Source organism: Virgisporangium aliadipatigenens (assembly GCF_016863615.1).
Taxonomy (GTDB): Bacteria; Actinomycetota; Actinomycetes; order Mycobacteriales; family Micromonosporaceae; genus Virgisporangium; species Virgisporangium aliadipatigenens.
The window spans coordinates 1-15790 of sequence record NZ_BOPF01000013.1; the positions used below are offsets into that span (position 1 = coordinate 1).

Below are 15790 nucleotides of genomic sequence, written 5' to 3' on the forward strand. Positions count from 1 at the left end.
GGGTGGGAGCGTGCCGGCGGCGGCGAGCCGTTCGGAGAGGGGCTCGCCGTGCACGTACGCCATGACGAGGTACGCGGCGTTGCCGTCCTTCGTCTCGGTCTCGCCGTAGTCGTAGACGTCGACGACGTTCGGGTGCCGGAACGCGGCCAGGATGCGCGCCTCCGCCGCGAACCGCTTGCGGAAGTCCGGGTCGGTCAGCAGCGTCGGGAGGAGCACCTTGACGGCGACGGTGCGGCCGAGCCGTTGGTCGGTCGCCCGCCACACCTCACCCATTCCCCCGCTGGCGAGGAACTCGTCGAGGCGATAACGGTCTGTCAGCAGATCACCCGGGCGCAACACATTCCCCTCTGTACCCAAAGGGTTCAGAGGCTACCCGTCCGCGAGGCCTCCCATCAAAGCGGCAAACTGACGGAAATCAATGCTCTGGTCCGCGTCGGAGAGGGCCGTGTCGGGCTCCGGGTGCACCTCGATCAGCAGCCCGTGGCTGCCCACCGCACGTGCGGCGCGGGACATCGGATCGACGTAGCGCCGGTTGCCGGTGCCGTGGCTGGGGTCGACGATGATCGGCAAGTGGGTCCGTTCGCGCAGCACCGGGACGGCCGAAAGGTCGAGCGTGTTGCGGGTCGCCGACTCGAACGTGCGGATGCCCCGCTCACAGAGGATCACCTGCTGGTTACCGGCCGACAGGATGTACTCGGCGGCGGCGAGCCACTCGTCGATGGTGCTGGAGAGGCCGCGCTTGAGCAGGACCGGCCGGTCGACCCGGCCGAGCGCGCGCAGCAGGTCGAAGTTCTGCATGTTCCGGGCGCCGACCTGGAGGATGTCGGCGGTTTCGGCCATCCGGGCGACCTGTTCCACGGCCATGACCTCGGTCACGATGGGCAGGCCGGCCTCCTTGCCGGCGGCGGCGAGCAGTTCGAGCCCCTCCCATCCCAGCCCTTGGAACGCGTACGGGGACGTGCGGGGCTTGAACACGCCGCCGCGCAGCACGTGCGCCCCCGCGTCCCGCACGGCGCGGGCGGCGGCGAAGATCTGTTCCGGCGACTCGACCGAGCAGGGGCCGGCCATCACGACGAACCCCTCGCCCACCAGCACGTCGCCGACCCGCACGACGGTGTCCCCGGCGCGGGTGGCCCGGTCCACGAGCCGGCCCGTGGACTTCGCCACGGTGGGCGCCGTCACCACGGACTCGATGGAATCCGCGGGCGGCCGGACCGTGCCGGGCTGCGGGGTCACCCGGGTCACCTTGGCCGGGTAGGAGCCCAGCACCTTCACGTACAGGGCCGCGCTGCGCAGCTCGTCCAGCACGAGCTGGGTTCGCGGATCGCTCACGTTCCCCTCGAAGTCGAGGAAGAACAGGTACTCGAAGGGGCGTCCGGGCCGGGGCCGCGACTCCAGCTTGGTCAGCGAGTGCCCGCTGCCGGCGAGGATCTCCAGGCAGCGCAGCAGCGCCCCCTCCTCGTGCCGGGTGGTCAGGACCAGGCTGGTCTTGCAGGGCACCCGCGGGTCCACGTCGATCGGCTTCGCCGCGAGGACGACGAAGCGGGCGTAGTTCTCCGGTTCGTCGGCGATGCCGCGGCGCAGGATGACGAGGCCGTTGGCGTCGGCCGCCTCCGGCGACCCGATCGCCGCGAAGGAGGGGTCCGCGCGCCGGGCCACGTCGGCCATCGCGCTCTCCGAGTGCGTCACTCTTCCTTTGACGGAACGGAGGAAGCCCGCACACGGCTCGAGATCACGCGCCGGCGCGAGGACGTCCGTCAACGCGTTCACCGGGATGTCGGCCGGGCCGGCGAGACAGCGTTCGAGCCGCCACGTCTCCTCGCCGACGACGGCCACGTCGCCGCGGCGCAGCAGGTCGTAAACCTGGTTGATGCTGCCGGCCGTGGTGTCCTCGATCGGCAGGACGGCGAGGTCGCAGGAGCCGGCCGACACCGCGGCGACGGCCGCCTCGTAGCCCGCGTACGCCACGAACTCGGCGTCCTCGCCGCGCCCCGCCAGATGCTTGATCGCCGCGAGGTGGCTGTCGGAGTACTCCGCACCGGCGTAGCCCACCCGCACGGTGGCCGTCGACGTGGGGATCAGGTCGGCGGACTGCCGGTCGACGGCGTGCCCGATGATCTCCTTGAACACCCGCCGGACCAGGTCGCCGGAGACGCCGCGCCGCCGGGCGGCCGCCTCGACGCCGGCCAGGACGGCGCGTTCGCGTTCGGTGTCGCGCACGGGTGTGTCGGTGTCCGCCTTGGCCTTGCCGACCGCCGCCACGGTGTCCAGCCGCCGCGCGATCAGGTCCACCAGGCCGCTGTCGATCTCGTCGAGGTCGCGCCGGAGGTCGTTGAGTTCGGGTCCCGCCATATGACCATCTAACTACGGGCATGATGGGCACGTGATCGAACATCTGGTGACGTCGGGCCAGTTCTCGCTCGACGGCGGGACGTGGGACGTCGACAACAATGTCTGGCTGGTCGGTGACGACCGCGAGGTGGTGGTGATCGACGCTGCGCACGATGCCGACGCCATCGAGGAGAAGATCGGCGGCCGGAGCGTCAAGGCGATCATCTGCACCCACGGCCACAACGATCACGTGAACGCGGCACCGGCGCTGGCCGCCCGCACGGGTGCCCCGATCCTGCTGCACCCCGACGACCGGGTGCTGTGGGACCTGACCCACCCCGAACGCGCACCCGACGGCCCGCTCGCCGACCAGCAGGTCGTTCTGGTGGGCGGGGTGGAGTTGCGGGTACTGCACACGCCGGGGCACGCGCCGGGTGCGGTGTGCCTGCACGATCCGGTCGAGGGCGTGGTGTTCACCGGGGACACGCTGTTTCAGGGCGGGCCGGGGGCGACCGGGCGTTCGTACTCCAGCTTCGAGGTGATCATCCCGTCGATCCGGGAGAAGCTGCTCGTGCTGCCGCCGGAGACGACCGTCCACACCGGACACGGGGACTCGACGTCCATCGGGGCCGAGGCCCCGCATCTCGACGAGTGGATCCGCCGGGGCCACTGAGCACACGGCGACGCTCGCGCAGTCGGCACCGAACGGATTCACACCGATTCGGGTATGTAGAGCCACATCGGCGCCGGCGTCTCCGTTTTCGTGCCGCCGTCCTTCATCGGGACAAGTTGCTCAGCCGGCACCGCACCCGTGAGGCTCAGCCGCAGGTTCTCATCAACGGCCACGACGACATCCTCCGCGGGTCGATCGGCCAGCGCCTGCCGGAGCGCGGGCGCGTCGACCATGCGGCTGGCCGTCACGGCCGCCTGGCCTGTGAAGGCGCCGACGTCGGGGCGGACGTAGCCGGTCGTCATCGCCACCCGAATCCGGAGCCGCGCCGACCGATCGCGCTGCGCATTGAGTTTGCGCAGCACGGAGGTCAGACGCAGTACCAGAGCCTCAATGTCGACCGAGTGGGGCAGCACCATGATCAGACTGTCCCCCGCCTCCTGGCGCGGGACGTCGCCGGCGGCGATGCCGGAGTCCGCGAGCACCTCGCGCACCAGCTGCTCCAGCGTGCGCCTGAGGTGCTGGTGCTCCAGTTCGGAGACCCGGCCGAAGCCCTCGATGTCGACCATCAATACGACGTTGCCGAGGCTCATTGCCCTTGCGGTCCGCGCGGCTTCGTCCGTGACGTAACGGTCCATCAGCTGCAGCGCGAGTGGACCAAGCAGCGTCCGGTCGTCGGCGCTGATGTGCTCGGCCAACCGCTGGGCCAGTCGCTCGGGCGTCCCCGACTCCCGGACGAGGTGAACTGCGGCGAAGTACTCGAGAAACGTGCGATGGGTGAAGCCGTACACCGGCGCCGCGCCGCTGCTCCCGATCTCGGTGAGGACTCCGGCCCGGCCCGTGCCCCATCGCACGAGTTCTCGGGCGATCTCCTCGGAATCCTCGCGGGTGTACGAATGCGCCTCGAGATAGCCCGTCACGAGATCGGCCGCCCGCGCGGCAGTCAGTCGCTCGTCCGGGTGGGTAAGCAGCCAGAACGCGAGGAAGGCCAGAGGCGGCCGGAGACCGCCGACGCGCCGTTCCAGGATGCCGCTGACGGCGTCCCATGATTCGAAGAGGGCCGCAGCGTACCGCTCGTAGACGTCGACGAGACGCGGCGGCAGGGCACCGGTGTCCAGGTACAGCGCGCACAACAGCGCCAGCAGGAGCGGGTTGCGGCGCAGATCGGTGAGGAGCGCGCTGTTCTCCAGGAAGTCGGCCGCGTGGTTCTGCGCCGGGTCGGTCGCGCGATCCCCGACCGCCGCGAACCATCGCTGCGCGAACAGGGCGACCTCGCCTTCGTCGAACCCGTCCAGCCGGCAGAGACCGAACCTGCTCGGATCGAGCGGCGCCGCCGCGTATCCGCCCATGCGCGACGTCACCAAAATCATCGCCGCCGGGTACGCATGCGCGAACACCTCGATCATCCCGACCACGTCCGCGCGGCGGGTGACCTCGGGCAGTTCGTCGAGGCCGTCGAGCAAGACCAGTGCGCGTCCGTCGTTCAGCAGCCGTTCGACCGCATTGTGCGGGGGCGTGACCTGGAGGACGACGCGCAACTGATGCTCGATGAACTCCGCCAAGGACCGCGCGGGGGGAGTCTCTGCGGCGAACTCGCGAAGGCGCACCACGAACGGCAATGGCCCGTCGCCCGAAGCCGCGGCCCACCGGGCGAGGGCCTGGCACATCGTCGACTTGCCCGATCCGGGCCCGCCCAGAACGACCATTCGGCGCTCGCGGCGCAGGACTTCCACGACGTCGGCGGGATCGTCCGTCGTGGCACCGGCCCGACGCACCCGCTGGTGCACGTAGACGGAGTCGAAGTCGAGCCGCGCCGCGTGGTTGAGGAGCGGGTTGCGCATGACGGCGTGGTACAGCAGGACCCGCTGCCGATACTGATCGACGAATCGGGCCACCGCGGGCTCTTCGGCGACGGAAACGGTGGGGGCGGACGCACCGGCCCATAGCGTCCGGAACCGTTCGACGTCGCCGTCGAGGTAATTGACAATTTTCTGCAGCTTCGTCCACGAGGGCACGCGGCGTCCGGAGAGCGCGTCGGCGACGCTGGTGTGGCTCACTGAGTCGAGGGCTCCCGCGATCTGCCGCGTAGAGGGCCGCCCACGCGCTTGCCACAGCAGGCGCAGCTCCTCGTGCAGCCCTTCGGCGCCAGCCGACGGGTCGAACGTTTCGGTCATGCCCTCTTCCGTTGCACGGTCCGTTTCAGCAGGTGTAGCGTCGATGTACAGCATTGCACAACACGCGCCGTACAGCCCCGGTGGGCCGTCCGACCATCCTCACATCCGCTGACGTCCCCGCGGAAAGGACAGCCATGCACCTCCTCCACCCCACCGCCCTTGCGACCAGTTCAGAATGGGACGCGTTCGTGGACGTCAGCGGGCCGGTCATCGGCATCGTCGGCGTCATCATCGCCGCCGTCGGCATCATCGTCGCTCGTCGCCAGGCCAGCCGCCACGAAGCCACGACTCGCGAGCAGCGGGAGCAGGACCGCCGCGCCGCCGAGGAACGGGACCGCAAGATCGCCAACCGCGAGGGATGGCGCACCGACCACGAGCAGATCCGGGAGTTGCTCGACCGCGGCAGCACCCTCGGCCACCAGGTCCGCCACGACGGCCCCTTCTCCGGGGACGGCTTCGACGCGATCGGGCTGGCCGCCTTCCGCATTCGCGCCGAGCAGCTGTCATCGCTGGGCGTCGAACCGCTCCGCGAGCCCTTGCTCCGACTCGCCGACCTGGCCGAACGCCTCGGCCGGACCGCAGTGCCGGCGGACCACGGCCGGATCCCGTCGTCCACCACTCTGACGATCACCCGCCGCGAACTACTGGCGACCCATCGGCTCGCGGTCGCGCAGGACCGGGCCGCCCAAGAGTTGATCGAGGAAGTCGGCCGGGCCCGGCAGGCGCTGCGCGACGAGTGGGGCGCCTGACGCCCGCCTCTTCGACCCGGAGCACCGACCGCCACCCGATGCGGCCATTAGGCCTTGACGAGGGTGTGGTCCACCATTCCGGTCCGCACCCAGGACGGGAACGGGAACACCTCCGTCACCCGACCTTCGAGATCGACCTTCGACACCCCGTCCGGCCGGATCACCAGCATCGTGATCTCGTCGATCCAGTACACGTCCCTGGTGTCGGCCGGCAGCGTGCAGACGAGCGTTCGGGCGCTGCGGTCCTGCACGATCGTCTCGCCGTCCTTGTCGAGCACGACGTACCCGCCGTCGGGCGACCCGGTCCAGCGCACGCCCACCCGGCCGAACAGCGGCAGCGTGCGCGTCACCGTGCCGGTGTCGGCGGCGTAGACCGTGGTCGGCGTCGTCACGTCCGTGGGATCGACGGCGACCTCGGTGGCGCTCACCCAATAGGCATGGCAGCCGTCGCCGCACCGGGTGCCGTTCGGCAGCGTCCGCGCCGTCCGGGTGGCGACGTCGACGACGACGAGGTCCGGCGGGGGCGGCTGCGCCGCGCTGGGATCCTTGTCGCCGCCGGAGAAGACGACGCGGGTGCCGTCCGGGCTCCACATCCCGCGGGACGGAACGGCGGACACGCCCTCCACCCACTCCACCGTGCCGGTGCCCAGGGTCAGGAAGCCGAGGCGCCCCGCGTCGTAGACGGCCGCCACGGTGCCCGCCGGGGAGAGCACCGCCCACCGGTACGGCAGCGTCCGGTACATCCCGGCGCCGCGGTCGAAGACGACCGCGTTCCCGTCGGTGGCGTGCTGGAACGAGCCCAGGACCCACCGGCCCGGATACGAGACCGGCCCGGGATACGTGACGAGCGGAGCGGACGGCGACGCCGACCCCGCCGGGGAGGCCGCCGCGACCTGTGGCCCGTGGGGTGCGGCGGGGCGCCACACCGCGAAGCCGCCCATCGTGAGCACCGTCAACGCCACGAGCGAACCCGTCGCGACCCGCCGCCGCACGCGCAGCACCCGGGTCCGGCGCAGGGCACGTTCGGCCAGGTTGACCGGTCGGCCGGCGTCGGCGAGATCGTTGACGGCGACCCGCAGCGCGCGTTCCAGCGAATCCGTCATCGGGGCACCTCCGTCAGGCGGGTGAGCAACGCCGGGCCGATGTGGCGGCGCAGCTTGTCGAGGGCGCGCGACGCCTGGCTGCCCACCGTTCCGGTCGAACATCCGAGCACCTCGGCGACCTGCTTCTCGCTCAGGTCGTCGAGATAGCGCAGCACCAGCACCGCCCGCTGTTTCGGCGGCAGCCCGCGCAGCGCGTCGATCAGCAGCAGGCGCAGGTCCGGGTCCACGCCGTCGTCGGCGCGTGGCTCGGGCGGCGTCGCCATCAGCGTCTCGCGCCGGCGGCTGCGCCAACGCCAGATCGACACGCAGTCCCGGTACAGGATGCGCTTCACGTACGCCTCGCCGTCGCCCTCGATCCGCGTCCAGCGCATCGCCGCCTTGGCGAGCGCGTTCTGCAGCAGGTCCTCGGCCGCGTGCTGGTCCCCCGTGAGCGCGTACGCCACCCGGAACAGCGCATGCGTGCGCTGCGCCACGAACTCGGTGAAGTCGCGTTCGGCTGCCTCGTCCACGTGCACCTCCACGAGTACGGACGCCCGGCGCATCCATCACCTTGCACGCCTGGCGGAAAGCGCGACGCCCCGGGTCCGAAGGCCCGGGGCGCCGTGCAGGAGGCAGGAGAGCTAAGCGGTGATCTCCTTGCGGAGCTGCCGCTTGAGGACCTTCATGCTCGGCCCCATCGGGAGTTCGTCGACGAAGCGCACCTGACGCGGGTACTTGTGCCGGCCGAGGTGCTCCTTGGCGTACTCGATCAGCTCCTCCTCGGTGGGCGCACCGGCGTCGGCGTCCTTGTGCGGGATGACGACCGCCATGATCTCCTCGCCGTGCACCGGGTCCGGCACGCCGATGACGGCCACCTGGGTGACGCCGGGGTGGCGGGCCAGCACCTCCTCGACCTCGCGCGGGTACACGTTGAACCCGCCGCGGATCACCAGGTCCTTCTTGCGGTCCACGATCGAGATGAAGCCGTCGGCGGACTTGGTGCCGAGGTCGCCGGTGCGGAACCAGCCGTCGATCACGGCCTCGGCGGTGGCCTCCGGGCGGCCGATGTAGCCGGTGAAGACGTTGTGGCCGCGGATGACGATCTCGCCGAGTTCGCCGGCCGGAAGGAGTTCGATCGAATCCTCCACCTCGGCCCGGGCGATCTCGACGTCCACTCCCCAGATGGCGTGCCCGACGGTGCCGGGTCTGGTGCCGAAGTGCGGCTGGTTGGTGGTGGCCGTCGGCGAGGTCTCCGAGAGGCCGTACCCCTCGAAGATCGTGGAACCGAAGACCGCCTTGAACTTCTCCAGCACGGCCACCGGAAGCGCCGCACCGCCGGAGACGGCGACCCGCACCGCGGGAAGGTCCGTGCGGTTGGCCGCGGCCTCCAACAGCGCCACGTACATCGTCGGAACGCCGTGGAAGATGGTGACGTTCTCCTTGATCATCACGTCGATCGCGGCGTCGCCGGTGAACCGGGGCAGCAGGATCACGGTCATGCCGATGCGGAACGACGCGTTCATGCTGACCGTCTGGCCGTAGGTGTGGAAGAGCGGCAGCGCCCCGAGCGCGACGTCCGACGAGCTCACGTCGTTGTTGTCGAACGCGTTGACCGTGGCGTTGAGCACCAGGTTGAGGTGGCTGAGCACGGCGCCCTTGGGATCGCCCGTCGTGCCGCTGGTGTAGAAGATGACGGCCGGGTCCTCGGCCTCCCGCGACACGTGCAGCGGCAGCGGCGGCACCGACGCGCTCACCTCTTCCAGCCGCTTCACCGGAACGTCGGCCGGCACCGGGCCGAGCGTCACCAACGGGATGCCGGCGGCGCCGGCGGCCGGGGCACCGTTCTGCAGGGTGGCGGCGTGCGAGATCAGCAGGGTGGCGCCGCTGTCCTTGAGGACGTACGCGATCTCCTCGGGCGTGAGCAGCAGGTGCACCGGCACCACGGCCGCCCCGGCGGCGAGGATCCCGTAGTAGGCGCGCGGGAAGTCGGCGAGGTTGGGGCACTGCAGCGCCACCGCGTCGCCGGGCTTGACGCCCAGCTCGCGCAGCCCGGCCGCGTACGCGCGGGCCTGCTGCCACAGTTCGGCGTAGGTGACCCGCTGGTACGGATCGACGATGGCGGTCTTGTCGGGGTAGCGGCGGGCCGCCTCGGCGAGAACGCTCGCCAGGGAAAGGATCGTCACAGGGCGCACTCCTTCGGGGGTGTGGTCACGGTTTTAGCGCGCCCCGCCGTTGATGTACAGGGTTTGCCCGCTTACGTATGACGACTCGTCGCTCGCCAGGAAGGCGATCACCGAGGCGACCTCCTCCGGCTGGCCGACGCGGCGCAGCGGGGTGCGTTCCGCGGCCATCTTCTGGTGTTCGTCCGGGCTCGACCCGACCCGTTCGGCCGTCGCCGCGGTCATGGCCGTCGCGATGTAGCCGGGCGCGACCGCGTTCACGGTGATGTTGAACGGCCCCAGCTCGATCGCCAGCGTCGCCGTGAGCCCCTGCACGCCGGCCTTGGCGGCGGCGTAGTTCGCCTGTCCCCGGTTGCCCAGCGCGGAACGGCTGCTCAGGTTGACGATCTTGCCGTACTTCTGCGCCACCATGTGCTTCTGGGCGGCCTTGCTGCACAGGAAGATGCTGGTCAGGTTGACCGTCAGCACCTGGTTCCACTCGGCGGCGCTCATCTTGAACAGCATGTTGTCGCGGGTGATACCGGCGTTGTTGACCAGGATGTCGAGCCGCCCGTACGCCTCCACCACGCGCGCGGTCATGGCCTCGACGGCGGCCTCGTCGGAGACGTCCGCGCCGATCGCGAGGGCCGTGCCGCCCTTGCCGACGATTTCGTCGACGACCCGCTGGGCGGACTCCTCGGAGAGGTCGACGACGGCCACACTGGCGCCGTCGGCGGCGAGGAGGCGGGCCGTCGCGGCACCGATGCCCTGGGCCGCGCCGGTGACGACGGCGACCTTACCGGCGAATCTGCTCACTGTTGATGGCTCCTAACGGGTGGGGTGGGGACTAGACGGCCTCGACCAGGAGCGCGGTGCCCTGGCCGACGCCGACGCACATGGTGGCGAGGCCGCGCCGGCCGCCGGTGCGCCGCATGCGGTGCAGCAGGGTGGTGAGGATGCGGGCGCCGGAGCAGCCCAGGGGGTGCCCGATGGCGATGGCCCCGCCGTCGGGGTTGACCAGCTGCGGGTCGATGCCCAGTTCGTCGGCGACCGCGATCGCCTGCGCGGCGAACGCCTCGTTCAGCTCGGCCTCGGCCAGGTCGCCGATCTTCCAGCCGGCCCGGTCCAGGGCCTTACGGGTGGCCGGCACCGGGCCGATGCCCATGACGTCCGGGTGCACGCCGGCGCTGGCACCGGTGACGTAGCGGCCGAGCGGCTCGACGCCGAGGTCGTTCAGGGCGGACTCGCTGACCAGGAGAAGAGCGGCCGCGCCGTCGTTGAGCGGCGACGAGTTGCCGGCCGTGACGCTGCCGTTCTTGCGGAACACCGGCTTGAGGCCCGCGAGCTTCTCCAGGGAGGTGTCGGCGCGGATGCCCTCGTCGCGGGTGACCGTCTCGCCGTCGGGGCGCGGCACGGGCAGGAGTTCCGCGTCGAACCGGCCGGCGTCCCGCGCGGCGGCGGCGTTGCGGTGGCTGCGCAGCGCGAACTCGTCCTGGCGTTCGCGGGTGACGCGGTAGCGCTCGGCGACCTCCTCGGCGGTCTCCCCCATCGCGAGAACGCCGTGCAGCTCCTTCATCCGCGGGTTGACCAGCCGCCAGCCGAGCCGGGTGTCGGCCAGCTCCATCCGGTGCGGCAGCCCGTCCTCCGGCCGCGGCAGCACGAACGGCGCGCGGCTCATCGACTCGACGCCGCCGGCGAGCACGATGTCGGCGTCCCCGCTCGCGACGGCCCGGGCGGCGCTGGTGACGGCCTCCAGCCCGGAGGCGCAGAGGCGGTTGAGCGTCGCGCCCGGAACGCTCTCCGGAAGGCCGGCCAGCAGCACCGCCATCCGGGCGACGTTGCGGTTGTCCTCGCCGGCCTGGTTGGCGGCGCCGAAGTACACGTCGTCGATGCGGGCCGGGTCGAGGCCGGGCACCTCGGCCAGCACGCCCTTCACGGCCTCCGCCGCGAGGTCGTCCGGGCGGACGCCCGACAGCGCGCCGCGCAGCTTCCCGATCGGGGTCCGCTTGGCCGCGACGAAGTAGACGGTGTTCACGAGTGGCCCCCTAGAAAGCGTTGACGCCGGTGAGCGCCCGGCCGATGAGCAGCTGCTGGATCTGGCTGGTGCCCTCGTACAGCGTCATCACCCGGGCGTCCCGCAGGTACTTTCCGACGGGGTACTCGTCGATGTAGCCGTATCCGCCGAAGACCTGCAGCGCGTTGTTGGCCGCCCGCACGGCCGCCTCGCTGGCGAACAGCTTCGACATGTTGGCCTCCGTGGCGAACGGCTGCCCGCGGTCGATCAGGTCGGCGACCCGCCACACGAGCAGCCGCGCCGCGTCGGTGTCGACGGCGATGGCGGTGATCAGCTGCTGCACGAGCTGGTGCGCGGCGATCGGCTTGCCGAACTGCTCCCGTTCCCCCGCGTATCTGAGGGCCGCGTCGAGACACCCCTTGGCGATACCCACGCAGCCCGCGGCGACGGACATCCGGCCCTTGGCCAGCGCGGACATCGCGACGCCGAACCCCTTGCCCGCCGGCCCGAGCATGGCGTCGGCCGGCACCCGCACGCCGTCGAACGTCAGCTCGGCCGTCGCCTGCCCGCGCAGCCCGAGCTTGCCGTGGATCTCCCTGCGGTCGAACCCGGGCAGCCCGGTCGGCACCAGGAACGCGCTGACGCCCCGGTGCCCCGCCTCGCCGGTGCGCGCGAAGACCAGCGCCACATCGGCCCAGGTGCCGTTGGTGATGAACATCTTGGAGCCGGTGAGCACCCACTCGTCGCCCTCGCGGACGGCCCGCGTCGCGAGCGAACCGGCGTCGGAGCCGGTGCCCGGCTCGGTCAGCGCGAAGCAGCCGAGCGCCTCGCCGGAGCACAGGCGCGGCAGCCACGACCGCTTCTGCTCCTCCGTGCCGTAGCCGAGGATCGACTTGCCCACCAGCCCGAGGGAGACCGACACGACACCGCGCACCGCGGAGTCGCCGCGGCCCAGTTCCTCCAGGACGAGGCAGTAGGCGAGATGGTCGCCGCCCGAGCCGCCGTACTCCTCGGGGATGGTGAGGCCGAGGAAGCCCAGTTCGCCGAGCTGCTTGATGACCTTGACGTCGATCAGCTCGCGGCGGTCCCACTCCGCGGCGTGCGGCAGCACCTCGCGATCCACGAACTCCGCCGCGAGCTGCCGCACGGCGGCCTGTTCGTCAGAAAGGGAGAGGTCCACGCCAACAAACTAGCGCCGTAAGTTTTTGGCCGTCCAGTACCGAACCCCTACCCGATCAAAAACTTGCGATGTTAGTTTCGCGGCATGGACATCTCCGCCCCCGGCAGCCGGCAGCGGCTGTACATAAACGGCCAGTGGATCGAGCCCGCCGGCACCGAGAAGGTCCCGGTCGAGAATCCCAGCACCGAGGAGGTCTTCGCGTCGGTTCCCTCCGGAACGGCCGCCGACGTGGACCGCGCGGTCGCCGCCGCACGCGCCGCGTTCGGGCCGTGGGCCGACCTCGCCCCCAAGGAGCGCGCCGCCCACCTGGAACGCCTGCTCGCCGCGCTCTCCGCCCGCGCCGGCGACATCGCGGGCACCGTCTCGCAGGAGCTGGGCACGCCGCTGAAGATCTCCCAGCGGGTCCAGGCCGGCCTGCCGCTCGCCGTTCTCAAGAGCTACGTCGCGCTCGCCGCCGAGGAGGATGCCGGCGAGACCATCGGCAACTCGCTGGTCGTGCGCGAACCGGTCGGCGTCGTCGGGGCCATCACGCCGTGGAACTACCCGCTGCACCAGATCGTCGCCAAGGTGGCCCCCGCCCTCGCCGCCGGCAACACGGTCGTCGTGAAGCCCGCCGAGCTGACCCCGCTCGTGGCGTACCTGCTCTTCGACGCGATCGACGAGGCGGGGCTGCCGCCGGGCGTGGTCAACCTCGTCCCCGGCTCCGGCCGGGTCGTCGGCGCCGCCATCGCCGCGCACCCCGACGTCGACATGATCTCGTTCACCGGATCCACGCGCGTGGGCGCCCAGATCTCGCACCTCGCGGCCGACCGCATCGCCCGGGTTTCGTTGGAACTGGGCGGCAAGTCGGCGAACGTCATCCTGGAGGACGCCGACCTCGTGCGTGCCGTCAAGGGCGGCGTCGCGAACGCGTTCCTGAACGCCGGCCAGACCTGCACGGCGTGGACCCGCATGCTGGTGCACCGCAGCGTGTACGAGGACGCCCTCTCCCTCGCCGCCGAGGCGGCCGACAAGCACACGCTCGGCGACCCGTTCGACGAGCACACCCGCATGGGGCCGCTCTCCTGCGCCACCCAGCGAAAGACGGTGCGGGAGTACATCGAGAAGGGCCTGGCCGAGGGCGCGCGGCTGGTCACCGGCGGGCTCGACGCACGAACGCCCGAACGCGGCCACTTCGTCGCGCCGACCGTGCTCGCCGACGTCGACCCGGACAGCACGGTCGCCCAGGAGGAGATCTTCGGGCCGGTGCTGTCGGTGATCCCGTTCGACAGCGACGAACACGCCGTCGAGATCGCCAACAACTCGAAGTACGGCCTCGCCGGCGGGGTCTGGGCCGGCAGCGAGGAACGCGCCATGGCCGTCGCCCGCCGCATGCGCACCGGCGCCGTGGACGTCAACGGGGGCGCGTTCAACCCGCTGGCGCCGTTCGGCGGGTACAAGCAGTCCGGCATCGGGCGCGAACTGGGCGTGCACGGGCTGCACGAGTTCCAGCAGGTGAAGGCGATCCAGCGGTGAGAGCACTTCTTGTGACGGGCAGCGGCGCCACCCCTTCCGTGGAAAGCGTCACGCTGCCGGACGTCGGCCCCGGCGCCGTGCGCGTCAAGGTACGCGCCGCCGGCATCTGCCACTCCGACCTGTCGATGATCGACGGGAAGCTGTCGCCGCAGTTCCCGCTGACGCTCGGCCACGAGGCGGCCGGGGTGGTGGTGGAGACCGGTGCCGGCGTGGACACCGTCAAACCCGGCGACCACGTCGTGCTGAACTGGTCGCCGGCCTGCCGGCGGTGCTGGTTCTGCGAAAACGGGGAGCCGTGGCTGTGCGTCACCTCCGGCACGCCGTCGGCGCCGGGCGGGGTGCTCGCCGACGGCACGCCGGTGCACGTGACGCTCGGGCTCGGCGCGCTCGCCGACGAGGTCGTGGTGCCCGCGCGGGCCGTGATCGCGGTGCCGCAGCTGCTGCCGTTCGACGCGGCCGCGCTGCTCGGGTGCGCCGTGCTCACCGGCGTCGGCGCGGTCAACAACACGGCTCGGGTGCGCCCCGGCGAGTCCGTGCTCGTCGTCGGGCTCGGCGGCGTGGGGCTCTCCGTCATCGTCGCGGCGCGGGCCGCGGGCGCCGGACGGATCATCGCCGTGGACGTGTCCGAGGCCAAACGCGCGCTGGCCGTCTCCGCCGGCGCCACGGACTACCTGGTCTCCGACGACACATTGCACAAGTCCGTGCGGGCGCTCACCGAGGGGCGCGGGGTCGATCACGCGTTTGAGTGCGTCGGGCGTTCGACCACCATCAGGACCGCGTGGCGGGCCGCACGGCGCGGTGGCAGGGTGACCGTCGTCGGCATGGGCGCCAAGGACGACCTGGTCAGCCTCAGCGCGCTCGACATCTTCCACTCCGCCAAGACGCTGCGCTCGTCCGTCTACGGCAACGCCGACCCCGACGTCGAGGTCCCGGAGCTGGCCGCCCGCGTGGTCGACGGCTCGCTCGACCTCGCGCCGCTGATCACCCACCGGATCACCCTGGAGCAGGCCCCCGAGGCCTTCGCGCGGATGGCCCGCGGAGAGGGCGCACGCTCCGTGGTGATTTTCGAGTGAACGACACGCGCACCTTCACCTCGCACGACGGCCTCGACATCGCCTACCGGGTGTGGGGCGAGCAGCACGGCGGCGTGCCCGTGGTGCTGCACCACGGCTTCGTGGCCGACGGCATCGTCAACTGGGCGGCGCCCGGCGTCGTCGACGCGCTCGTGGCGACCGGCCGGCACGTCGTCGCCATCGACGCGCGCGGGCACGGCGCCTCCGCCAAGCCCACGGACGTCACCGCCTACGGCGAGCCGAACATGTCCCGCGACGTCAGCACCCTCATCGACGAACTCGGCGTCGACGAGGTCGACCTGGTGGGCTACTCGATGGGCGCCATCGTCACGGCGATCACGCTCACCCGGGAGCCCCGCGTGCGGCGCGCCGTCATCGCGGGCGTCGGCGCCGGCGTCGTCGAACTGGGCGGCCTCGACACCCGCGCCGTCGCCCCCGAACTGGTCGCCGCGGCGCTCACCGCCGAGGACCCGGCAGAGATCGCGGCCTCACCGGCGGCGCCGTTCCGGGAACTCGCCGACGCCATCGGCGCCGACCGGCACGCGCTCGCCCGCCAGGTGCACGCGGCCCACCAGGCCCCGATCGCGCTCGACACGATCACCGCGCCGGTGCTCGTGCTGGCCGGCCGGGACGACCCGCTCGCGGCCCGGCCGGAGGTGCTGGCGGCGGCGATCCCGGAGGCGCGGCTCACCGTCGTCGACGGCGACCACGCGACCGCCGTCGGAGAACCGGCCTTCGCCCGCGCGATCACGTGGTGGGTCAACGGCGCCGACCTCGCCGATGCGCCGGGCGCGGCGCGGGACACCGCACCGGCCACCTGACGGTCGTGGGCCGGTGGCCGCG

General features: G+C 71.6%; 14 protein-coding genes. 5 read left to right on the forward strand and 9 right to left on the reverse strand.

Going from position 1 to position 15790, the window contains the following annotated elements; all coding sequences use genetic code 11:
• Both Val02_RS18760 and Val02_RS18765 read right to left on the reverse strand, forming a co-directional pair.
• Positions 1-339 (reverse strand): protein kinase domain-containing protein (locus tag Val02_RS18760; RefSeq protein WP_203900415.1); only part of this gene is annotated, 339 nt, incomplete at its 3' end.
• Positions 340-369: 30 nt separating this feature from the next.
• The gene (locus Val02_RS18765) at positions 370-2352 is read right to left on the reverse strand and encodes a bifunctional 3-deoxy-7-phosphoheptulonate synthase/chorismate mutase (RefSeq protein WP_203900416.1); all 1983 of its coding nucleotides are present in this window, start codon (positions 2350-2352) and stop codon (positions 370-372) included.
• 31 nt (positions 2353-2383) lie between these two features.
• Here Val02_RS18765 and Val02_RS18770 point away from each other — a divergent pair, with 31 nt between their 5' ends.
• The gene (locus Val02_RS18770; protein ID WP_203900417.1) at positions 2384-3004 is read left to right on the forward strand and encodes an MBL fold metallo-hydrolase; all 621 of its coding nucleotides are present in this window, start codon (positions 2384-2386) and stop codon (positions 3002-3004) included.
• Positions 3005-3042: 38 nt separating this feature from the next.
• On the opposite strand, the gene Val02_RS18775 is transcribed toward Val02_RS18770, so the two are convergent.
• The gene (locus Val02_RS18775; protein WP_203900418.1) at positions 3043-5175 is read right to left on the reverse strand and encodes an NACHT domain-containing protein; all 2133 of its coding nucleotides are present in this window, start codon (positions 5173-5175) and stop codon (positions 3043-3045) included.
• 134 nt (positions 5176-5309) lie between these two features.
• Here Val02_RS18775 and Val02_RS18780 point away from each other — a divergent pair, with 134 nt between their 5' ends.
• A complete protein-coding gene (locus Val02_RS18780) occupies positions 5310-5924 on the forward strand; it encodes a hypothetical protein (protein WP_203900419.1) in 615 nt (204 codons plus the stop codon).
• A 47-nt stretch (positions 5925-5971) separates the two neighbouring features.
• Here the strand turns inward: Val02_RS18780 and Val02_RS18785 are convergent, their stop codons facing one another.
• The 6 genes from Val02_RS18785 to Val02_RS18810 all read right to left on the reverse strand — a co-directional run bounded on the left by Val02_RS18785 (position 5972) and on the right by Val02_RS18810 (position 12359).
• Positions 5972-7027: a hypothetical protein gene (locus Val02_RS18785; protein ID WP_203900420.1), complete on the reverse strand. Its 1056-nt coding sequence runs from the start codon at positions 7025-7027 to the stop codon at positions 5972-5974.
• Complete coding sequence (locus Val02_RS18790; RefSeq protein ID WP_203900639.1) at positions 7024-7536, reverse strand: SigE family RNA polymerase sigma factor; 513 nt, start codon at positions 7534-7536, stop codon at positions 7024-7026. The genes Val02_RS18785 and Val02_RS18790 overlap by 4 nt, the downstream gene beginning before the upstream one ends.
• Positions 7537-7647: 111 nt before the next feature.
• A complete protein-coding gene (locus Val02_RS18795; protein WP_203900421.1) occupies positions 7648-9189 on the reverse strand; it encodes a long-chain-fatty-acid--CoA ligase in 1542 nt (513 codons plus the stop codon).
• A gap of 33 nt (positions 9190-9222) precedes the next feature.
• Positions 9223-9981 (reverse strand): 3-oxoacyl-ACP reductase FabG, encoded by a 759-nt coding sequence (gene fabG, locus Val02_RS18800; protein ID WP_203900422.1) that lies wholly within the window; start codon positions 9979-9981, stop codon positions 9223-9225.
• A gap of 31 nt (positions 9982-10012) precedes the next feature.
• Entirely contained in the window at positions 10013-11200 is a 1188-nt protein-coding gene (locus tag Val02_RS18805; RefSeq protein WP_203900423.1) for a thiolase family protein, read from the reverse strand.
• Between the two features lie 10 nt (positions 11201-11210).
• Positions 11211-12359 (reverse strand): acyl-CoA dehydrogenase family protein, encoded by a 1149-nt coding sequence (locus Val02_RS18810; protein ID WP_203900424.1) that lies wholly within the window; start codon positions 12357-12359, stop codon positions 11211-11213.
• A gap of 84 nt (positions 12360-12443) precedes the next feature.
• On the opposite strand from Val02_RS18810, the gene Val02_RS18815 reads away from it, so the two are divergent.
• From Val02_RS18815 to Val02_RS18825, 3 genes are read left to right on the forward strand one after another with little or no spacing between them, the layout of a single operon-like run.
• Positions 12444-13874, forward strand: coding sequence for an aldehyde dehydrogenase family protein (locus Val02_RS18815; RefSeq protein WP_203900425.1), 1431 nt, complete (start codon positions 12444-12446; stop codon positions 13872-13874).
• On the forward strand, positions 13871-14947 hold the full coding sequence (locus Val02_RS18820) for an alcohol dehydrogenase catalytic domain-containing protein (RefSeq protein ID WP_203900426.1): 1077 nt from the start codon (positions 13871-13873) through the stop codon (positions 14945-14947). Before Val02_RS18815 ends, Val02_RS18820 begins: the two co-directional genes overlap by 4 nt.
• Positions 14944-15768, forward strand: coding sequence for an alpha/beta fold hydrolase (locus Val02_RS18825; RefSeq protein ID WP_203900427.1), 825 nt, complete (start codon positions 14944-14946; stop codon positions 15766-15768). The genes Val02_RS18820 and Val02_RS18825 overlap by 4 nt, the downstream gene beginning before the upstream one ends.
• Positions 15769-15790: the final 22 nt, after the last annotated feature.